We start from the raw sequence: 21,229 nt of genomic DNA on the forward strand, positions 1-21,229 counted from the left end.
GATCGGATGTGAAAGCCCGCTAGGGTCCTCGTATTGCTGGAGTAAGATTGTACCGTGGACATTTCTTCGATGCGCCGGCCGGCGTCGCTGTACATGAGCTACGACGGCATGTTGGAACCACTCGGACAAAGTCAGGTGATTGCCTATCTGACGCCACTGGCGAAAGAATTCTCGGTTCATCTCTTCAGTTTCGAGAAGCCGGGAGACAGTGATTGGCATGACGATATGGAGTTGCTACGGGCGAAAATACGCGATGCGGGCATCACGTGGCACCCACAACGCTATCACAAACGACCCAGGATCATTGCGACAGTCTATGACATGGTACGCGCAGCGGTAGCCGTGACAGTCGTGGCACGCCGTCATCGGGTCAAGCTGTTTCATGCCCGCAGCCTGTTGAGTGCCGTGATGTTGATGCCGGCGCTGCTCGTTGGCCGGGGACGGCTGCTTTTCGATATTCGCGGTTTCTGGACCGACGAACGCGTCGAGGGCGGCATCATCAAACCGAATTCGGTAGTCGAGCGGACGCTCCGCTGGCTGGAACGGGCGGTGTTCCGCCGCGCTGACCATATCGTCACGCTGACGCATGCTTCCGTCGAATGCCTGCGCGACGATCCCCGGTTCGGTTATCCCGCAGCACCCATCACGGTCATCCCGACGTGCGCCGACCTCGATCTATTTACCCCCGGCGATGCGAACACGCCCGGATCACCGTTCGTTGTCGGCTATGTCGGACAGATCGGCGCTTGGTATCGGTTCGACGCAATGATCGAGTTGTACAAATCCTTTGAACGCCGCCTCCCGGGGGCGCGGATGTTGATCGTCAATCGCAGCCAACAAGAGGAAGTTCGACAGGCGCTGTACGATGCAGGCGTTCCGGCGAGCCGATATGAAGTGGTGGCGGCAGACCGTGCCGACGTTCCCCGGCATGTCCGGCGGATGGACGTTGGGGTAGTGCTGATGATCGATGCTTTTTCGAATTTCGCCCGCGCGCCGACCAAGCTGGCCGAATATCTGGGGTGCGGAGTGCCATGCGTGGGCGACCCCCAAGTCGGCGATCTCCATGCGATACTCGATGGCGAACAGGTCGGTGTAACGATGACGGATCATTCGCCTGCCGAACGCGACCGTGCCGTCGACCGGATTTTGACCCTGAAGGCGGACACGCAGCTCGCCGCCCGGTGTGTCGCCTCGGCACAGCGACACTTCTCCTTGGCCGACGGTGTGGAGCGGTACCGCGAGATATACCGATCACTGCTTATCGGGGCGGCCTGATGCCCCGCATTCTGGTACTGTGCCCGTACCCCCAAGGGATTGCTGCGGGTCAACGACTAAAATACGAGCAATATCTCGATGAATGGCGCTCGGTGGGATTCGATGTTGTCGTCTCGCCGTTCATGGACGATGCCATGTGGCAATCGGTTCATAAACCTGGGCGTCTGGTTACCAAAATGCTGGGCATTGCGCGCGGTCACGTGCGCCGGCTTTGGGATCTTGCGCGCATGTGGCGTTACGACGTGGTCTACGTTTTCATGTGGGTGACGCCGTTCGGAACCGGGTACATGGAGTGGCTCGCGCGAGCGCTTGCGCCTCGGCTGATATACGACATCGAGGATAACCTTCTGACGGACGAGGGCGCGCCAAGAACGCTGCGGCAGCGGATCAAAAATCCCGGCAAGGTCCGTTTCCTGCTGAAGCGAGCAGATCATGTCGTTACGGCTTCGCCCTTCATGCTCGATCGTTATCGAGCACTGAATAGTAAGGCGGCGGTCACACTGATCTACCCTTCGATCGACACCGACCTGTTTTGCCCGCGGAGCGATGCAGCAGATGAGCGAAAGCCGGTAATCGGTTGGACCGGAACGTTCAGCTCGGCGCCCTATCTCGACCTCTTGCGTCCGGTCTTCCAGAAATTGGCCCAGCGGGTCGACTACAAACTGATCGTCATCGGCAATTTCCCTTATACGCTAGCTGGCGTCGATCTGACAGTGCTGACTTGGTCGCCCGACGAGGAAGTCGCTCAGATGCAGCGCCTCGACATCGGCGTTTATCCGCTACCTAGCAACGACTGGGTGCTGGGCAAGGCGGGGCTGAAGGTCATCCAGTACATGGCATTCGGCCTGCCGAGCGTATCGAGCGCGATCGGCACTGCAACGCGGCAGGTGACCGATGGCGTCGATGGGTTCTTGGTCGAGACCGAAGAACAATGGCTCATTGTCCTGGAGCGTCTGTGCAAAGACGCCGACTTGCGACGCCGGGTCGGCGAGGCGGCCCGACGCGAGGCCATCGCTCGCTATTCCCGGCGAGCGACCGGCAAGCAGTATCTTACTGTTATTCGGTCGGTTATGAACGATGATTAATCGAATGGTACGAGATGCCGCTGGAGGCTGCGCTGCCGCGGAGGAATGATGAGAAAATGAGTGAAAATCTCGACCGGAAGACGATCGATGGGTTTGGCGATGAATGGGACAGCTATGACCAGACCGATATGGCTAGCGATGAGCATGACCAGTTGTTCAGCGCGTATTTCTCGATCTTCCCCTTTGTCGATGTACCGAAAAATGCCGAAGGATTCGATCTCGGCTGTGGATCTGGTCGTTGGGCGGCCCTTGTCGCGCCCAGGGTTGGCATTCTCCATTGCATCGATCCTTCCGACAAGGCACTCGCCGTCGCACGACGTCGACTAGCGGACGAACCAGGCGCACGGTTTCATCTCGCGACCTCGCAGCAGATCCCGTTGGCAGATGCCAGCCAGGATTTCGGCTATTCTTTGGGCGTTCTCCATCATATCCCGGATACACGCGCAGCTTTGCAGGACTGCACTCGCAAACTGAAGCCTGGCGCACCTTTTCTGGTCTATCTCTATTATCGGTTCGATAATCGTCCCGCATGGTTCCGGGCGGTATGGAGAGCGAGCGACATCGTCCGTCGCGGGGTGAGCCGCTTGCCCTTCGCGGCACGCAAGACCGTGACGAGCGTAATGGCGGCAATTGTGTACTGGCCACTCGCCCGTATCGCGGGGCTGGCGGAGAGACTGGGGATGAACGTTGCAGCCCTGCCGCTCAGTTTCTACCGCAACACCAGTTTCTACACGATGCGCACGGATGCGCTGGATCGCTTCGGCACCGCGCTCGAACACCGGTTCACCCGCCCGGAAATCGAGGCGATGATGAGCGAAGCCGGACTGGGTGATATCCGCTTTCATGACGGTGAGCCCTTCTGGATCGCCTGTGGACGCAAGCGGCTTTGAGGCACGCCCCTGGACATCCGAGCGGTATTTTCATTCCGTGGAAAATCGCATGACCTTCGGTTTTGTGGACCGTCACGCGTGCCCGGCTTGCGGATCGGCGGATCGAGTCACATTGGTCGACACACCGCTCGACGGAGAGGTGATAGGTCCGGTCATCCGTCGGTATTATGCGGTCGATCCGGCCCAACTCGCGGGCGGGCGCTACGTCGTCGTCGAGTGCTGCGAATGCGCGGTGATCTATCAGGCACAAGTGGGTGACGAGGGCCTGCTGACGACCATCTATGACGACTGGCTGAACGCGGTGCAGGACACTGATGATCAGGCTGGGCTGAACTGGCTTGCGGCGCATCCGCGCAACAGCCGTGACGGTCATGAGGCGATGACCGCTGCGGCTATGTTAAAGCGTCCGGTGGAGGGGATGAAGACGCTCGACTTCGGCATGGGCAAGGGGCTCTGGGCCAGTATAGCCCACCGCCTACGATGCGAGTCGTACGGCTTCGATCTTTCCGAAACCAGAATGAAGGAGGCGCGCGCGAAGGGCATCGTGGCCATCGCTTTCGGCGACATCGCCGGGCAGAATTTCGATTTCATCAATACAGAACAGGTCATGGAACATGTGACAGATATACGATCTGTGATGGAGGTGCTGTCCAAAGGACTGCGCAAGGGCGGTATCTTGAAGATTTCGGTCCCGGCGCAGGGGAACATTCGCGATAGCTTGGCCAAGGTCGCCGCAGGCGCGGTGGTGGATCCGCGCGAGATCATTCCGGCCTTGCCGCTTGAGCACGTCAACACCTTTTCTGCCAAGGGCCTGGAACAACTCGGCCGGAGATTCGGGCTTGTGAAGGTACGACCGGGCTTCCTCCAGAGAGCGTGGTTCATCCGGGATCCCCGCAACTGGCTTTCCACCAGACCTAAGAACACGCTGAAAGAATTCGTCAGGCCGTTCGTTCGCTATGAAAACGATCGGAACCTGACAATCTGGCTGATGGCCGGGTAGCGATCCTGATGTTCGCGAGCCTTCGGGAATGACCCTATCCGATACCGATCTCCGTCCGCCGGATACCGTTCAGCGCCGGCTAGCATTATTTTTGCCCGATATGAGCGGGGGAGGGGCGGAAAGGGTCGCGCTCGCCTTGATTCGCGGTTTTGTTAAGCGGGGGCATGGTGTCGATCTCGTGCTGGCGAACCGACGCGGCCATTTGCTGCCGCTGGTCCCCGAAGGGGTAGAGATCTTCGATCTCCGCGCACCCACTTTGCGGCACACGCTTTGGCCGCTGATCCGCTATCTGCGGCACCGACGCCCCGACGCGCTCCATGCGATGATGTGGCCGATTACCGTGATCGCTGTGCTGGCGAAGCTGTTATCCCGCGTCACAACGCGTATTGTCGTCAGCGACCATATTGCGCTGTCCCGACAATATGGTGGTAGCGCGCGGACGATGCGCGCGTTGCGACTGACGGTTCGCGCGCTCTACCCGTATGCCGATGCGCGCGTGCTGGTGTCGGCAGACGCGGCCGACGATCTCGTCGCGCTCAGTGGACTGCGGCGCGCAACGATTGAGGTCATCTACAACCCGCTTGACCTTCCCGAGGGGCTGATACGCGATGCGTCGGCCGAACGGCGGTGGGGCGATAACGGCGCGGCGCGGATCGTGACACTCGGCGTGCTCAAGGAGCAGAAGAACCAGGCTCTCTTGTTGCACGCCTTTGCGAAGATCCGCGCACGTCGATTGGCGCGGCTCGCGATCGTTGGCGATGGCGCGTTGCGCCCGATGCTCGAGGAACTGGCCGCTACACTTGGTATCACGCAAGACGTAATCTTTGCCGGCTACGATCTCGATCCGTGGCCCTGGCTGGCTTCGGCTGACGTATTCGCCTTGTCATCCGACTATGAGGGGTTCGGCAACGTGCTGGTCGAAGCGCTTCATGTCGGTCTTCCAGTCGTCAGCACCGATTGCGAAAGCGGGCCGCGCGAAATCCTGAGCGACGGCACTTACGGCCGCTTGGTCCCCTGCAACGATCCGTCGGCATTGGCGACGGCGATCGAGAATGCGCTCGACCACCCGCATGATCCGTCATCGGGGCGAGCACGTGCAAAGACGTTGTCGGGGCAGGAATCGATCGACCGCCATCTCGCTACGATGCTCGGCTGACCGGCACTCTAGGCTGGGCGATTGCGACGAAGCGGTTGCCGAGGTCAAGCGCGAACCAGTTGCCAATCGCGGCTGTTACTATGCCTATGCCGCCGATGGCGTGGCGCACGCGCGCAGCCTTGCCGATGGGGGCCTTGCCGATGGGGGCCTTGCCGATGGGGGCCTTGCCGATGGGGGCCTTGCCGGTGGGGGCAGACGAGGCCGATCTATAGGGCCACCCATCCTCGCTCGTCACGAACATCCGCAACTCGTAGCCGGCATTCTCTAAAAAGCAGCGCTGCTGTTTCGCCGAAACGCGCGTCAGGTGGTAGGGCGTGAAACTTCCTTCCGCGGCGGGCTGGACGCGTCGTTTGAGCCAGCCAAAAAGCCGCGAGGCGAAGAGCACCGCGCCGGGATTGTCCTCCAGTGGTCCCTCGATAAAATAGACCCCGCCGGGCGCGAGCAGATCGTCCAGAACGTGCAGCGTGTCGGCGGGATGCGGCAGGTGTTCCAGAACATCGCCGATATGGATAGCGTCGAAGCGCAAACCGGACGCCAGCGCGCGATCGAGTGAATGAACCGGACATCCGCTCAGCGCCGCAGCATGTGCGATCGTGCCCTCGTCGAGCTCAATTCCGTGCGCGACATAGCCTGCGCGTTTAGCTTCCTTCAGGAATGCACCGTTGCCACAGCCATAGTCGAGCAGCGATCCGCCGGGCGTGAGAAAAGCCGCAACCTCATCCAGAGCGCCTGCGCCCGTGGTGTCCTGTTCCGTCGCGTAATGTAGATCGTGATAACTTTCCTGGCTGTACATCACGGCGAAGTCCGCATCGTCCGGGACAGGATGCAGGAACGTGGCACCGCAATCGGCGCAGGTAAAATGATCGAACCGCTTATCGTTCCACCGAGTGGCATAGGGAAACTGCGGCGCTTTTGCCCCGCCGCCACATAACGGGCACGTGGCAGTCGTATGATCTGGCTGTTCAATCAGAGGCGCGGTGCTCATCGTGTTTCCTCGTAACATGCCTCTGCCGAATGAGACATAGCGGTCTCGTCGCCTCCTGAGAACCAGATCGGCCCAGCCGGAGACTGGCTATGCGCATCCCGACCCAGGCAGCGATCAGTCGGCGCAGCGCCGGCGAACTGACGACGGCAATTGTGAGCGCGCCTGCGCCGAGAACCGCCAGGCAGGCAATCAGGGGCAGCCGTCCTTGTGGCAGAGGCAGGAGCATACGGGCCGCTATCCCGAACATGGCCGTGGGGACGGCGATCCGCATCACGTCGCCGAACAGCCACGCCAGATGCAAGCCTGGCGCGAAGCGCCGATGGACTATCGCAGTCCAGACCAGCAGATAAAGCATGTTGACGCCCAACCAGGCTCCGCCTGCGCCTGCGATGCCGTAGTGCAGCGTCCCCCAGAGCAATGCCGGCAGCAGTATGACGAGCATTAAGATGAGACCGCGCACGTGCAAGCGAAGGTCGCCCATCGCGAACTGTAGAAAGAAGACCATCGCTGATAGGGCACTTGCCGCATTGCCTGCCGCGTATAAGGCGAGGGTAGAGCTCGCGCGTTGCGCCAAGTCGGCGCGACCGGTCCACGCCCATAGCACTGCGCTTGCGAAACACGCCAGAATGGTTGCGGTCGATGCGGCGATCACTGCGATCAACTGTGTCGAGCGGCGATAGAGATCAAGGAGTTCGGGCACGCGGCCGGCTGCATGCAGATGCGCAAGGCGCGGCGAAAGTGCAAAGGTGATTGGTCCCGCAGCCAACGCCACGCCGCTTGCCGCAACTACAGCTAAGCTGAAGTAACCGTAATCGGCGAGTGTCAGCAACCGGGACAGGATAAGCTTGTCGACCTGCGAGATAATCGACCACAGCGATGCACCTATGCCGACCGAGAAAGAAAAGAATAGCACGGTTCTCAACCGACGCGGTGCGCTCACGGCTGCATGCGCGGACACGGTCCCGCGCATCAACGCATGACATTTCAGCCGTAGCGCCACTACTTCAACGATTGCGACCACCAACTGGAATGCGAAGAACCCGACCGGATTGGAACCGAGCAGCAATAGCCAGGGGATTACAAGTGCGTACCGCGCTGTCGCGATCACCGCGTTGAAACCGCTCAACCAGATGATCCGCTCAAGACCGCTTACTGCACCGCGATACAGTCCGGAGCACAGCCGCAGCGACAGGGCCGGCGCCATGATCATCAGCGATGTCTCCACGGTCCCGAGCGACAGATGCTCGATGCGCAGCCAATGTTTCGCCAGCCATGGCGCCCCGACGATCATCGCGAGCGCCGTGAGAGTCGCAACGATTGCAAATACCGCTTCAAGGAGATGGAGCAGGCGACGCACTTCTTGGGCGCCCAGTACACCAGCGCGGAACTGGGCCATCTCACGAGCCAGCGTCGGCGAAAGACCCATGTCGAGCAGGAGCAGCCAGGCTTGGAGCATCACAAAGATGGCGACCAGTCCGTAGGCTTCGTTGCCCATGAAGCGCAAATATAGGGGCAACATAACGATGCCCGCGAGCGCGACGTAAATCTGCGCCCCGTAGCTGGCGATCATGTTGGATTTGAGCGAGGTGATCACTGTGGGGCCTTGCGACGGCCGCAGCGTGCCGGGGGCTTGTTCCTATGATCAATTCGGGGTCGAGATACCAGCGGTCTGCTTCGCAAAATGGCAACCGGAAAATCGTGTTCCGCTCTTATCGCCTCCGTATGGCTATGTCGTTCAAGCACGGCGCACGGTAATACTCCGGCATGTCGGCGGGACGCAGCGTGGTGTCCGACCGTCGCCCCAGGAAATAGACGCCGCTTGCCGCGTCGCGTGCCGGGGCATGCTGCACGAACCGGTCCAGCATCCGCAACCAGAAAAACGGTGCCGTGACGATGGCGGCGCCACGTCCTCCCGCGCCGAGGCTACGTGCCATATGCTGTATCGACCACAGCAGCGCGACCCCCGGTCCGAGCGCGGTCCCCGCCGCGACCTGCTCAAAGCGGCGAAACAGCCAGCGATGACCACTGAAGGTAAATCGCGTGAAGTCGTAGGCCGCCATGTGGACCTGCTGCATGAACGGCGTTTCCGCGAGCACGATGCCGTTTGGTTTGAGCACGCGGTGAATCTCGTTCACCACACGATGCGGTTCCAGCACATGTTCCAATACTGCTTGAATGACGACCCCGTCGAAACTCGCGGCACGGAACGGCAGGCTGTGCCCGTCGCAGATCACTATGGTATAGTCCGTCGCATAGACATCGGTACCCACCATATCGATCGCGACCTCATCGTAGAGGGCGCTGACGCCGTCGCCAACGGTCCCGCCTCCTATCACCAGCACGCGCGGCCGCGTCCGACGGTCGAGCAGGCGTAAAAACGCGCCAATGGTTCGCGGCGCGACCGGATTGCCCCCATAGGTCAGCCGATCGAGCAAGCGTCCGATCGCGCTGCCATGTTTGACGGGCGGTGTCTCGTCGCGATCGACATACGCCTCGCGACCGAAGATGCTGTCGTCGAAATCAATCAGCACGGGTTGTCCAGATGAAACCGGGAAGTGCGTGTCGCACGCCTCGCAGTGATCGAGTCGAATCAACGCCGCCCCACAGCATGGACACTGCAGGATATCCAGGAGCGCAGTGGCAGGCGCATTCATGAGTTCACTATCTGGCCCAAGGTAAAATTTAGTCAAATAGGAATTTCATGGTCCCACTGCGTCGGCATGGCGGAAATCTCCAATTCAAACATACTCTGGATTGAAAATGGATGGTGTCATCGAAATCCGACATAGTCGCGTATATCGTCCATTTTCCAAATCCCTACATAGCGGGGAAACTCGCCGTCGACATGCTCGATCAAGTAATGAATCGGCTTGGGAAAGTTGAAGGGAGCGCGTTCCAAATCCAAGAGTCTGAAACCGCCGGTCGTTATATTCATATTCTTCAACAACCTCGCCTTGTGCGAGGTGATCGCGGCGTATCTGATCTTGGACGCCGATGCCTGTCGAAAGGCTCGGTTGATATCCTCGAACGACAAATGAAACAGCGTATCGCGGCAATGCCACAGGTCGGCATCAGGAAAAGTATCCTGGCAAATATCAAACATGCGCACGTCGAGGTTGGGATTCGATCCGCGAGCAGCATTCAACGCCTTGTCCGCGATGTCCCCGCCGATGTACGATATTCCCGTTTTGTCCAGAACCAGCGGCATCCAGTTCAGATCTCCGCAGGGCGCATCGAATATTGATTTTATCGATAGATCGTGAATTATCTCAATGAGTTGCGATCTGTATCGTGCTGTTTTCGACACTTCCGAACCGACCCCGCTCTCGCTCTCGTCGGATCCCCAGTAATTCGAAGCGTAAATGGCATCGAACGTCGTTTTTGTGTCTTTTCCTGCCTCGGGAAGGGATGGCTCGAATATTATCGGGAACGGCACCATGCCAAATCGCCGGCCAGCCTTGTTTGCAATCTTGTGAAAAATATTCCGACGGGGGAGGATTATCATTGCTCGATCTTGCTGAGGACCGGGTATTTTTGCAAGTCGGTTCTCGATTGGGATGCCTCGAAATGACCAGGGCCGTGTTGAATTGAGCAGGGCCGTGTCTTGAAGTGACCAGGGCCGTGTCTTGAAGTGACCAGGGCCGTGTCGAGATCATGCGATAGTATGCGCGATTAGGCCGGCATATTCACTCCAGCATTCTTATAAGGCGGGTGGGAACGCCGCCCACCACCGAATGCGCCTGCACAACTTTGCTAACCACGGCTGTAGCCGCGATGACGGCGCCGTCGCCTATCGTGACACCCTTGAGGATCACGGCATTGGTGCCAAGCCAGACGTTGGAACCGATCGTCACCGGGGTCACATCGAGGCCCTGGAGACGATAGGGTATAGTACGGGACGCGATGCGGTGGTTGTGATCGCGGATCGTCACGTTCCCGGCGATCAGCGCATCGGCTCCGATATCGATGCGACCGACCGCGACGATTGTGCAGTCCGAGCCGATGAAGCCATCCGGACCGATCGTCAGCCGTCCTTCGGAATGCAGCAGACATCCCGATTCGATGTGGGTGTGGTCGCCAATCGAGATCGTCGCGCCGTTCATGACACGAATCCTGGTCCCCCTGCCGACGAAGACGCCGCGTCCCACACGGAGACCCGGATAGCATCGGCCATACCATGCCACGATGATGGCTGAACGCATCAGATCGCATGTGTTTGACAGTGTTCGCAAGAGCTTGGCGATCATCACGGTGGACGACTTTACAGGAAGGATTCAACGATCGGCGACGCTGATATCCGTTAGGGGGCGGGTTCCGATGTCGGTGTTGCCGGCCCCGGTCAATCCCGTTAGGACGCCATATTTCGGGGGGGCATAAGACCATGTGCGGCATCGCGGGCACAATTGGTATCCGACCCATCGATCCGCATGTTGCTGCGACGATGCGCGATACGCTGGCGCACCGCGGGCCTGACGATGGCGGCGCCTGGTTTTCCGACGATCGCCATGTCGCCCTGCTGCATCGACGGCTGTCGATTGTCGATCTCTCACCGCTCGGCCACCAGCCGATGCAATCGGTGGGGGGGCGATATATTCTCGTCTATAACGGCGAGATCTACGATCATCTCGCGATCCGCGCGGAACTCGAGACGGCGGGCGTCGCGCCGGCATGGCGGGGCCATTCGGACACCGAGACGCTGCTCGCGGCGATCGACGCCTGGGGCGTGCGCCGCGCGCTCGAACGCGCGACCGGCATGTTCGCGATCGCCTTGTGGGACCGGCGCGAGGGTACGCTGACGCTGGCGCGCGACCGGTTCGGCGAGAAGCCGCTCTATTACGGCTGGGCAGGGGGGATGTTCGCGTTCGCCTCCGAGCTCGGCGCGATCCGGACGCTACCCGGGTTCGCCAATCCGGTCGATCGCGCCGCGCTCTCGTCGCTGCTGTCGCGGACCTATATCCCGTGTCCGCAATCGATCTATCAGGGCATCTTCAAGCTGCCGCCCGCGACGATCCTGACGCTCACCCCCGATGCCGTCGCCCAGCCGCGCACCGCGCCGTTCGCCATGGGCCGTCACGACGGCGTGACGCTCGAGCCATATTGGTCCTACCGCGACGTCGTGCGCGACGGTCTGGCCGACCCCTATGCGAGCGAAGCGGAGTCGATCGAAGCGATCGAGGCGGCGCTGTCCCGCGCGGTCGCGGGCCAGTCGATCGCCGACGTGCCGGTCGGCGCGTTCCTGTCGGGCGGGTTCGATTCCTCGACCGTCGTCGCGCTCTACCAGGCCGCGGCACGCGGCACGATCCGCACCTTCTCGATCGGGTTCGAGGAAGCGGGCTTCGACGAGGCGGTCTATGCGCGCGAGGTCGCGGCGCATTTCGGCACCGAGCACCGCGAGATGTATGTCGGCGCGGCCGATGCGATCGCGGTCATTCCGCGGCTGCCGGCGATGTACGGCGAACCGTTCGCGGATTCGTCGGCGCTGCCGACGCATCTGGTCAGTGCGTTCGCCCGCCGGCACGTCACCGTGGCGCTGTCGGGGGATGGCGGCGACGAACTGTTCGGCGGGTATAACCGCTATCTGCATGCGCCGCGGCTCTGGGGGGCGCTCGCGTCGCTGCCGCACCCGGTACGGCGTCTTGCGGCAGGGGCGGGTGCGCAACTGCCCGACGCGGTATGGAACGCGCTGGGCGGTATCGCGGCGCGCAAGCGTCGACCGCCGTTCTTCGGGGGCAAGGTCCGCAAGGCGCTCCGCACCGCGGCCGATGCCCGCGGGCTCGACGACGTGTTCGCCTCGCTGCTCGACGAATGGCATCTCGCCGCGACGCCCGTGCTCGGCACCGACGGCCGCAGCCGCCCGCCGCTCGACCTCGACATCGGCGATGCGCCCGACGCGATCCGGATGATGTACGCCGACGCGACGAGCTACATGCCCGACGACATTCTCGCCAAGGTCGATCGCGCGGCGATGTCGGTCAGTCTCGAGACGCGCGTGCCCTTTCTCGATCATCACGTCGCGGCCGCGGCCGCGCGCGTGCCGCTCGACCAGAAGATCGTCGGAGGCAGCACGAAGCATGTGTTGCGCCAGGTCCTCTATCGCCACGCGCCACGCGCGATGTTCGAACGACCCAAGGCGGGGTTCGCGATGCCCGTCGGCCAGTGGTTGCGCGGACCGCTGCGCGAATGGGCCGAGGATCTGCTCGATCCTGGGCGGATGCGGCAGGAGGGCTATCTCGATCCCGTCCCGATCCAACGGCGCTGGCAGCGTCACGTGGCCGGCACCGCGGAAGATACGCCTGCCTTGTGGGCCGTGCTGATGTTTCAGGCGTGGCTCCGCCAAGGCGGCGCAGCGCCCGACAGCGTGTGAGTCGCGCGATTTCCGGAAGCCATGACGCATGATGACGCGCGGGGAACCCGGCGGGCGATCGCCTGAGTCGAGGACGATCGTCCTGTCGATCAACACGAGCTGGAACATCGTTAATTTCCGCAGCAACCTGATCGCCCGGTTGCAGCGCGAGGGGTATGACGTGGTCGCGCTGTCGCCCGACGATGGCCACCGCGCGGCGCTGATCGCGCTGGGCGTGCGGCATTTCACGGTCGAGATCGACAGCAAGGGCCTCTCGCCGGTCCGCGATCTGGCGCTCGCGCTGCGGTATTTTCGTATCCTGAAGCAGGTGCGCCCGCTCGCGTTTCTCGGCTGGACGATCAAGCCCAACGTCTACGGCTCGCTCGCCGCGCACGCGCTCGGCATCCCGGTGATCAACAATATCTCCGGGCTCGGCACCGCGTTCATCAAGGTCGGGCTGGTGACGCGGGTGGTGCGGCTGCTCTACCGCACCGCACTGGCGCGGTCGGCGACGGTCTTCTTCCAGAACCGGCACGACCGCGATCTGTTCGTCGCGCAGCGGCTGGTGCGGGGGGCGCGTACCGCGCTGCTGCCGGGCTCGGGGATCGATCTGGCGCAGTTCGTGCCGGAACCGGCCGGGGAGGGGCCTCCGGTCTTCCTGATGGTCGCCCGGCTGTTGCGCGACAAGGGCGTGGTCGAGTTCGCCGATGCCGCGCGGATCGTCCGCGCCAGCCGCCCCGATGTCGAATGCCATCTGCTCGGCTTTCTCGACGTCCAGAACCGCACCGCGATCGACCGTGCCACCGTCGCGCGCTGGGAACGGGAGGGCACGCTGCACTATCTCGGCGAGGCGGCCGATGTGCGACCCTATCTGGTCCAGGCCGCGGCGGTGGTGTTGCCGTCGTACCGCGAAGGCATGCCGCGCTCGCTGCTCGAGGCGGCCGCGATGGGGCGACCGCTGATCGCGACCGACGTGCCCGGCTGTACCGAGATCGCCCGCGCCGGCGAGAACGCCTTCCTGTGCGAGGCCCGCGACGCGCGGTCGCTGGCCGACGCGATGCTGGCGTTTCTCGACCTCGACGCGGCCGCGCGCGCGGCGATGGGGCGGCGCAGCCGGGAGATCGCCGAGCGCGAGTTCGACGTGTCGGTGGTCGAGGCGCGCTATCTCGAGGCGATCGCGCGCGCGACCGCCCAAGGCTGAGCTACAGGCTCAACCTACAGGCTCATGTGCCGCGCCGACGAGGGCGCGCGACTGCGCCGCGCATAGGGACGCACCCCCGACATCAGGCCGAGACACGCCGCGAACACGGCCGACAGCGCCGCGGTGCGCAGCGGATAGTCGACGACGCTGTGCAGCAGAATCGCGGCGGTCGCGATGACCGCGGCCTGCGCGAACGGATCGGGCTCCTCGGCCCGCCAGATCGCGCGCAGCCGCACCACCCACCAGGCCAGGAACAGCGCCGCGAAGCCGATCCCGACGATGCCGGTTTCCAGCAGCAGTTCGAGCCAGTCGCTATGCGCGTGGTTCATGAAGGTGGTGGTGACCGAGCCGAGCGGCTCCTGCGTGTGGTAGACCGGCTGGAAGCTGGCTGTGCCCGAGCCGATCGGGAAATATGCGCGCGCCGCCTTGAACGTGAGCGCGAACGAGGTCTGGCGCGACAGCTCGACATTGGTCTTCTGGGCGCCGAACAGATTGTTGCCGAACGGACCGACGACGATCGTGACGATCGCCGCGAGCGACATCAGCCCGGTCGCGATGACGAGGCCGCGCCGTATCGCAGGGCGCTGGCGCCCGAAGGTCAGCCAGGAGATGAGCGCGACGGGGACGCTGAGACCGATCCCGGCGAGCGAGGAGTTGATCAGCAGGCCGACGAACACGACCGCATAGGTCGCGGCCACGAGCAGCCGGATCGCCGACGCGCTGCGCTGCGACTTGCTGCGCTTCAGCAGCGTCGCCTGGAGCGCTGCGAGGAAGGGGATGCAGACCAGCAACAGCGTCGCGTTGTGATTGGCGTTGGCGAAGAACCCGACCGCCACGCCGTAATTGGTGATCTGATAGAGATAGGCGCCGGTTCCGCCGATGACCTGGAGCGCACCCAGTGCGACCGACGCGAGCGTGACCACGACGATCGCCGCGGCGATACCGCGCCCGCGAAACGCGCCGAGCACGATCACGCTCAACAGCACGGCGATCGCCGGCAGCAGCCACAACAGGCTCGACGGCGCGATATCGGGCGCCAGCGTCAGCGGCAGCCAGGGCAGGGGGATGCCGAGCAGCCGATAGCCTTCGACGACGGGGCCGCGGCCCGGCAGCAGCGTCCATAGCGCGGGCGGCAGGGGGACGAGTTGCAGGACCGCGATCGTGACGAAGATCGCGAGCAGGCCAAGCGGCGCGCGGATCTGTGCCGGCGGGCGTTCCTGCAGCATCGTCCACAGCGCCCAGCCGATCAGCGGCAGGCTCAGCAGCTGGAGCAGGAAATTGGCGGTGAAGCCGGCCGCGCTCGCACCGCCGAGCAGCAGGCAGGCCAGCAGGAAGACGGGGACGATCGCGTGGCGGATCATGGTTTTGAGTCCGATACGGGGCGAAGATCCAGATCGCGCAGAGTCACGCTGAGCGGCGACGGAAACTCGCCGGCCTCGCCGCGCAGCGTCAGGAGCTGGCTCGGGCAGTTTGCGGGTACCACGACATCGGCCGCGATCCGGTGCGGTTTGGCGGTCGCGGTGACGGGCAGGGTCAACAGCGTGTCGGAGGCCGCGGCCTTGCAGGCGAGCGTCCAGTAGAGCTTGGCGGTGGCATCGGTCTTGCCCGGATCGACGGTAATCGCGAAGCGGTACCGCCCCGGCCGCAGCACCAGCAACTGGCTGGCGAGCACACCGCTGTCCCGCCCATAATACTCCACCCCAACACTCCCACCCCGCAGATCCGCCGCGCCAAGGCTGCTGGCGGTCAAGGTCCAGTCGAACGGAGGGGCCGCTTTGGTTTCTCGGAACCCGGCATTGGTGATCGGCATGGCGGCTTGCGCGGCCGATACGCCGTAGATCCGTTGCCACACCGAGCGCGCGGCTGCGTATTGGCGGCGCTCGACCAGACGGTTCACCAGAACCGGGCCCCAACTCTCGGCCCTGCCGGCCTCGGCGCGCGCGGACGGGCTTGCGAGCCTGAAGATCGCATCGGGCGCGAGGGCGGACTTGGCCAGCGCGATCAGGACCGCGCGCTCGAGCACCGGATCGGTGTTGAGCGTCCGGCGGACCGCATCGCGGGTTTCGGGCACCATCGTCATCTGCGCCATCGCCGTCGCGATCGGCGCCTGCGTCGCGCCGAGGATTCGCGCGAGGACCGAGAATTGCGTCGCCGCATCGGCATAGCGCGCAGTGCGCAGATAGCGATCGAGTAGCAGCAGATGGATCAACCGCTGGCGCGGATCGAGCCGTTGTCCGGCCTCCAGCGTCGCGACCGCGCGGTCGGGCATGTTGTCGAGCAACTGTTGATGCCCGAGGATCAGATAGGCGCGCGCATCGAGCGGCGCCGCTGCGGCTGCTCGCCGGACGGCGTTCAGGGTTTGCGTATCGAGGATACCGTGTTGTGCCACCAGCTTGTCAGCCGCTCGGCCCAGCACGACGTCAGGATATTCCGGGGCGAACCGTGCGATCTCCGCCGACGACGTCGGCAACGTACTGACCATCGCGGATTTGAACGACAACCAGCCCAGCGAGACGCTAGCGACCGCCAGGATCGCCGCTGTGGCAATGCCGCGAACGCTCATCGTAGCATCACGCGGCCTGCTTCGCCCGGTCTCACGGCTCATCGTGCATCGTTAGCATGATCCGGCGCTTCTTGTCGTTGTCGTCGGCAACGTAACGGTACTGATCCTTGCTCTGTCCGTAGCCGTAGCCATACCCATACCCATAGCCGTACGATGCCTGCGGTTGATAGCGCGTCAGGATGGCGCCGACCATGCGAGCACCGGCAGTTCGCAGCCGGTTCTGCGCCTCGACCGCCGCGCGAGTCCTGGTGCGGCCGGATTCGATGACCATCAGCGTCGCGTGTGCAATCGACGACAACAGCGGAGAGTCTGCCAGGCCGAGGATCGGCGGGCCGTCGATCACGACGACGTCGAACGTCGCCGAGGCGTCAATGAGCAACGACGCGAAACGTGCCGAGGCGATCAGTTCGGGTGGGCTCGGCGGAATGGTGCCCGACGGCATGATCCACAAACCCTCCACATCGGTGTGCAGGACGTGTTCGCTCAGCGAACCCGTATTGGTGAGGATATGCGACAGGCCGATATTGTCGCGCCCCGTGACGAAGGCCGGACGGCGCATATCGGCATCGATCAGTAGCACCGATTTGCCTAGGCGCGTGAAGCTGTGCGCGAGTGCCCAGGCCGATGTCGACTTACCCTCTGCCGGTCTCGTGCTGGTGACCAGGAGCGTCTTGGGTGCGCCGCCTTCGGTCACGAACTGCATCGCCGATGCGGTCGATAGATACGCTTCGGAGACTGGCGACAGCGTATCCTTCAATTCCTCGATGGGTTTCGTACTCTTGGCGTTGGGGATCCCACCAAGGAACGGCAACTGCAGCTTGTCGCGAACGTCGTCTGGCGTCTTGATCGTGTCGTTGATGAATTCAAGCGCGATCGCAGCCAGCATGCCGGCAACAAAGCCCAGTACGGCACCGATCATGAGATTGAGATATAGATTAGGCGAGAACGCCCCACCGGGGACCAAGCCACGATCGACCACCGAGGCGACAGCGGTGCCGATACCGCCGGCGACACCGATCTCCTTGTAACGCTGGAGAAGCGCATCGTAGAGCGTGCGGTTGGTATCGACGTCGCGCTTGAGGATATTATACTGGATCAGGCGGCCGCGTTGATCGAGCACCGTACCGCTGAGCCCCGCAACCTGCGCACGAAGCCGGTCCTCCTCGGCGCGTGCCGCCTGGAAGTCCTGACGCAGCGTGCCGATACGATCGGAATTGGCGGTGCGCGTCTCGGTGACCACCGACGCCCGCAACGCATCGATGCGCGCCTTGAGCGCCATCATCTCGGGATAGTCGGGACGAAACGTCTGGAGCTTCTGCTGATATTCGGCATCGAGCGCTGCGATCTGCGCGCGCAACGGTGCCGCGTTCAGGCTTCCTTCGGTGGTGGCGCCGCCCAAAGTCGCTTCGCGATATTTCTGCTCTGCCGCGATCCGCCGCGCCTGCGTGGCGGCAAGCGCGGTGTTCAGCGAGACCAGCGAGCTACCGGTCAGCGAATTGGTGTCGCCCCCTTCTTCGCTGCTGCCCGTGCTGATCAGCCGCTGCTGTTGCGCGTAGGCGGTAAGCCCCCGTTCCGACTTTTCCAGATCGCGACGCGTGGTCGCAATCTGACGCTGAAGGAAGTCGCGCGCGTACGAGGACGACTGGTAGCGTCGTTCAAGATTTGTCGCGATATACGCATCGGTGATGCCGTTGACGATCTTCGCTGCAAGTTGTGGATCGCGCGCAACGAATGATACGCTGACGATCATGCTCTGCGGCTGTAATTTTACCTGCGTTCCGCCCTGTACGAACCGTGCTGCGGCTTCGGTGTTTGCCGCGCGGTCGGTGCCTTGGCCGACGATCGCCGGATCTGCCGCAAGGTTCAGATTTTGGGCAACGCGTTCGGCGAGCGCTCGGCTGCCGAGCAAGGCGAGCTGCGTGCCGACGAAATTGGTGTCGTTGCGCGAACTGCTTTGCCTGCCGCCCTTGCTTCCTTCGTCTGCCATGATCTCCACCTCGGGCGGGTTGAGCTCAAGTGAGGCGACGGAGCGATATTTCAGCGGTGTCAGCAGCGTGATGAGAACCGCTGCAGCAATGCCGGTGCCGATCGCCGCGAGGATCAACCAGCGCCATTCGACCGCGATGCGCCACAACAGCGACAAGGAGAGTTCGCGACCGCTATGCGTATTTCCGTAGCCGCCATACCCACTGTCCGGGGTCAAGGGGGCGAGATCGCGGCGCTGATCCGGCTGCACGGTCAGGTTCGTAGGACTCACGGCCCCTGGGCTTGCCATGTACAAAAAGTCCTAAAGGCGAGGCGTCAGAGCGCCAGGAAGATGGAAGCGAGCGGCAGGCTCTGCATCAGGTCGCGCTGGGTTTTCTTCACGCCCGATCCGTCGACCACGACCGTGTCGCCGGGATAGACTTCGGGATCCTTCATCTCGCCACGACGAATGCTCGTCAGGTCAAATGCCGCTGCCATACGCTTGCCACCGATGGTCCGAAAAATGGCGACACGGCGGGGGTTGGCCAAATCGTCGGTCCCACGCGCAAGTGCAATCGCTTGAATGAGCGTGAGTGCCCCGGTTGCTGGATAGATGCCGGGTTGGCGGACCGATCCATCGACGGTCACGACGCGGCTTGCCGACGACTTTAACGACACCGTAACGCTCGGATTCCGCAGATATTTCTCGTCAAGCCGGTGTCCGATCACGGTGGCGAGCTCGGTCGTGCTGAGCCCTACCGCATCGACGCGACCGAGCAGTGGCATGGTAATCCGGCCGCTCTGATCAACATCGTAGTCGCGGCTGAGATCGGCGACCTGGAACACCATCACACTCACCGTGTCTAGCGGCGCAAGCTTGTAGGTATCGTCGACCGCAACGATCTTTGGCGCGTCGGGTGCGCCGAAGTTGGTGGAATCATAAGATATGGTTCCACCACGCGTCGATGCGCACGCCGCCAGCAGCAAGGCGAGACCGATGACAGCCATCCGGCTCATCAATCCGATTTTTATCATGTCACTGCCCTGCAACCGCCCCTGCATCCCCGTGATGCGTGTTTACACATCTACAATTAACCCCGGTTTGCCGCAAGTCGAGCACTGATACGGTCCAATGAGGCGGGCCGCTGTTATAATAGCAGACCAGACCGTGTTGACACCGGAAGCAGGGGAGCGAATGCAGTTGCATGCTCCTGATATCCGGTCTTGCACTGCTGCTGTCGAATAGCGACGCGTCCGGTCGGGTCCCGAGTGAGATCATCGTCGTGGCGAAATCGCGTAAATGCGATCTTTCGAGCGCCGGGCGGACGCTGCGCATTGTCGATTTCAAGACATACGCCGTCGAATGGGCGGCGGGGCGACCGGTCAGGATTATCGTTCCGCGGGCGGCGCGGACGAAGTGTCTCGCCAAGATCATGTTCAAGCTTCACGATCACGGCGTGACGCAAGCCGAATTCGTCGACATGCCTGATACTTCGGTGATCGAGGCCGCCCCGTCGAGGTCCCGATGACGCTCCGGGCGAAGGTAGTGGACTGACGGGACGGCGCATCGCATAGCGATGTGATGTTCGCGCTCGTCCTCGACTGGGAAATGTTCAAGGTCTGGTTGAGTGCGACGTCCGGCCTGACGCATCACGATTTTCATCTGCTGCTCGGCGTGCTGCTGACCCTTGGGTTCGGCTGGCTGCTGCGTCGGCCACTCGGCTCTTGGATGCCGCTGATGCTCGTCCTTGGTCTCGAACTGGTTAACGAGACGTTCGACTTCATTCGCTATTATGTCGACAGCTATTCCTGGGGGCCGGGACCGACATGCGTCGATATCGCGCTGACCATGGTACCTCCGCTCGCGATCGTGCTGGCGGCGCGGTGGGATTCGCTCGACTTCTACCGGTTCAGGCGGCGTCCAAGGGATACGATCGCGGTTTCGCTGCGCTAACGTCTATTGCGGACCGGTCGCCAGAAAGCGGAGATCGTTCTCTTCGATCACTGCGGCGGTCAGAATGCCGGTCCGATAGGCACCAGTATCGATCCCGATCCGGTTGGCGCGCCGGTCGATGCCGTCGCTGATCGTATGGCCATGGATCACCATGCAGCCATGATCATGCGCATCGGACAGAAAGGGCTGGCGAATCCAGCGTAGGTCACGTGGCTGCTGTTCGTCGATCGGTATGCCCGGCCGGATGCCGGCATGCACCAGGAGATAGTCGCCGAACCGGAAAGTGTCGCCGAAGGTCTTGAGAAAAGCGACATGCGCGGCCGGGATCGCGTCGCGGAGCACCTCGGCAATCCGTTGCTCGTCCATCGCCTGCAAGGCGGCAGTCGCGACGCCGTAGCTTTCCACGCAGGCATCGCCGCCAAAGCCGAGCCAGTCATGCGCGACGCCCGGTTCGCCGGCCAAGGTGCGCAGCAGGAACTCTTCATGATTGCCCATGATAAACAACATTTTGGCAGGAAAATGCCGAAGGCTTTGCAGCCGATCGACGACGCCTGCGGATGCCGGGCCACGATCGATCAGGTCACCGAGGAAAACGACCGCGGCGGTCTTCACCGGTCGATCGGCGATGTCGTCTTCGATCTGGCCTAGCAGATCGTCGACGAGATCGAGGCGGCCATGGACGTCGCCGATCGCATAGAGGCGCGTGCCGGCCGGGCCCGAAAACACGGGTTTCGACGATACAGTGGCCGACATGCGGCGGAACAACTTAGAAAACACGCAGACCTCGAACGCGAACACGCGCGGCCGCATGG

19 protein-coding genes are annotated in these 21,229 nt (G+C 62.7%); 9 read left to right on the plus strand and 10 right to left on the minus strand.

From position 1 onward, the window contains the following. Positions 1–54 precede the first annotated feature (54 nt). From ACLBWL_RS17205 to ACLBWL_RS17225, 5 genes are all read left to right on the plus strand, one after another. Positions 55–1,275, plus strand: a complete 1,221-nt coding sequence (locus tag ACLBWL_RS17205; protein ID WP_447795098.1) for a glycosyltransferase — start codon at positions 55–57, stop codon at positions 1,273–1,275. Next, complete coding sequence (locus ACLBWL_RS17210) at positions 1,275–2,360, plus strand: glycosyltransferase family 4 protein (RefSeq protein WP_447795100.1); 1,086 nt, start codon at positions 1,275–1,277, stop codon at positions 2,358–2,360. The genes ACLBWL_RS17205 and ACLBWL_RS17210 overlap by 1 nt, the downstream gene beginning before the upstream one ends. A gap of 56 nt (positions 2,361–2,416) precedes the next feature. After that, entirely contained in the window at positions 2,417–3,250 is an 834-nt protein-coding gene (locus ACLBWL_RS17215; RefSeq protein ID WP_447795101.1) for a class I SAM-dependent methyltransferase, read from the plus strand. A gap of 49 nt (positions 3,251–3,299) precedes the next feature. Next, a complete protein-coding gene (locus tag ACLBWL_RS17220) occupies positions 3,300–4,250 on the plus strand; it encodes a class I SAM-dependent methyltransferase (protein ID WP_447795103.1) in 951 nt (316 codons plus the stop codon). A gap of 100 nt (positions 4,251–4,350) precedes the next feature. Next, positions 4,351–5,406: a glycosyltransferase gene (locus tag ACLBWL_RS17225; protein WP_447795105.1), complete on the plus strand. Its 1,056-nt coding sequence runs from the start codon at positions 4,351–4,353 to the stop codon at positions 5,404–5,406. Here ACLBWL_RS17225 and ACLBWL_RS17230 read toward each other — a convergent pair. From ACLBWL_RS17230 to ACLBWL_RS17250, 5 genes are all read right to left on the minus strand, one after another. Beyond that, positions 5,390–6,391, minus strand: a complete 1,002-nt coding sequence (locus tag ACLBWL_RS17230; protein WP_447795107.1) for a class I SAM-dependent methyltransferase — start codon at positions 6,389–6,391, stop codon at positions 5,390–5,392. The genes ACLBWL_RS17225 and ACLBWL_RS17230 overlap by 17 nt on opposite strands. Further along, positions 6,369–7,985, minus strand: a complete 1,617-nt coding sequence (locus tag ACLBWL_RS17235) for a lipopolysaccharide biosynthesis protein (protein ID WP_447795109.1) — start codon at positions 7,983–7,985, stop codon at positions 6,369–6,371. The genes ACLBWL_RS17230 and ACLBWL_RS17235 overlap by 23 nt, the downstream gene beginning before the upstream one ends. 115 nt (positions 7,986–8,100) lie before the next feature. Further along, positions 8,101–8,922, minus strand: coding sequence for a class I SAM-dependent methyltransferase (locus ACLBWL_RS17240; protein WP_447795111.1), 822 nt, complete (start codon positions 8,920–8,922; stop codon positions 8,101–8,103). Between the two features lie 239 nt (positions 8,923–9,161). Next, on the minus strand, positions 9,162–9,896 hold the full coding sequence (locus tag ACLBWL_RS17245; protein ID WP_447795113.1) for a class I SAM-dependent methyltransferase: 735 nt from the start codon (positions 9,894–9,896) through the stop codon (positions 9,162–9,164). Positions 9,897–10,077: 181 nt separating this feature from the next. Beyond that, positions 10,078–10,494, minus strand: a complete 417-nt coding sequence (locus ACLBWL_RS17250; protein ID WP_447795115.1) for an acyltransferase — start codon at positions 10,492–10,494, stop codon at positions 10,078–10,080. 278 nt (positions 10,495–10,772) lie between these two features. Here ACLBWL_RS17250 and asnB point away from each other — a divergent pair, with 278 nt between their 5' ends. Together asnB and ACLBWL_RS17260 are read left to right on the plus strand one after the other, a co-directional pair. Continuing rightward, positions 10,773–12,755, plus strand: a complete 1,983-nt coding sequence (gene asnB / locus ACLBWL_RS17255; protein WP_447795117.1) for an asparagine synthase (glutamine-hydrolyzing) — start codon at positions 10,773–10,775, stop codon at positions 12,753–12,755. A 28-nt stretch (positions 12,756–12,783) separates the two neighbouring features. Then, entirely contained in the window at positions 12,784–13,935 is a 1,152-nt protein-coding gene (locus ACLBWL_RS17260) for a glycosyltransferase family 4 protein (protein ID WP_447795119.1), read from the plus strand. Positions 13,936–13,949: 14 nt separating this feature from the next. Here the strand turns inward: ACLBWL_RS17260 and ACLBWL_RS17265 are convergent, their stop codons facing one another. The 4 genes from ACLBWL_RS17265 to ACLBWL_RS17280 all read right to left on the minus strand — a co-directional run bounded on the left by ACLBWL_RS17265 (position 13,950) and on the right by ACLBWL_RS17280 (position 19,498). After that, a complete protein-coding gene (locus ACLBWL_RS17265; protein ID WP_447795121.1) occupies positions 13,950–15,296 on the minus strand; it encodes an O-antigen ligase family protein in 1,347 nt (448 codons plus the stop codon). Beyond that, the gene (locus ACLBWL_RS17270; RefSeq protein WP_447795123.1) at positions 15,293–16,498 is read right to left on the minus strand and encodes a hypothetical protein; all 1,206 of its coding nucleotides are present in this window, start codon (positions 16,496–16,498) and stop codon (positions 15,293–15,295) included. The genes ACLBWL_RS17265 and ACLBWL_RS17270 overlap by 4 nt, the downstream gene beginning before the upstream one ends. A gap of 31 nt (positions 16,499–16,529) precedes the next feature. Continuing rightward, positions 16,530–18,701, minus strand: a complete 2,172-nt coding sequence (locus ACLBWL_RS17275; RefSeq protein WP_447795125.1) for a GumC family protein — start codon at positions 18,699–18,701, stop codon at positions 16,530–16,532. Positions 18,702–18,799: 98 nt separating this feature from the next. Beyond that, complete coding sequence (locus tag ACLBWL_RS17280; RefSeq protein ID WP_447795127.1) at positions 18,800–19,498, minus strand: polysaccharide biosynthesis/export family protein; 699 nt, start codon at positions 19,496–19,498, stop codon at positions 18,800–18,802. Positions 19,499–19,668: 170 nt separating this feature from the next. Here ACLBWL_RS17280 and ACLBWL_RS17285 point away from each other — a divergent pair, with 170 nt between their 5' ends. Then, positions 19,669–19,992, plus strand: coding sequence for a hypothetical protein (locus ACLBWL_RS17285; protein WP_447795129.1), 324 nt, complete (start codon positions 19,669–19,671; stop codon positions 19,990–19,992). Positions 19,993–20,045: 53 nt separating this feature from the next. Next, complete coding sequence (locus tag ACLBWL_RS17290) at positions 20,046–20,417, plus strand: hypothetical protein (RefSeq protein ID WP_447795131.1); 372 nt, start codon at positions 20,046–20,048, stop codon at positions 20,415–20,417. A 3-nt stretch (positions 20,418–20,420) separates the two neighbouring features. On the opposite strand, the gene ACLBWL_RS17295 is transcribed toward ACLBWL_RS17290, so the two are convergent. Next, the gene (locus ACLBWL_RS17295) at positions 20,421–21,227 is read right to left on the minus strand and encodes a metallophosphoesterase (protein ID WP_447795132.1); all 807 of its coding nucleotides are present in this window, start codon (positions 21,225–21,227) and stop codon (positions 20,421–20,423) included. Positions 21,228–21,229 lie beyond the last annotated feature (2 nt).

Source organism: Sphingomonas sp. M1A8_2b (genome assembly GCF_053345535.1).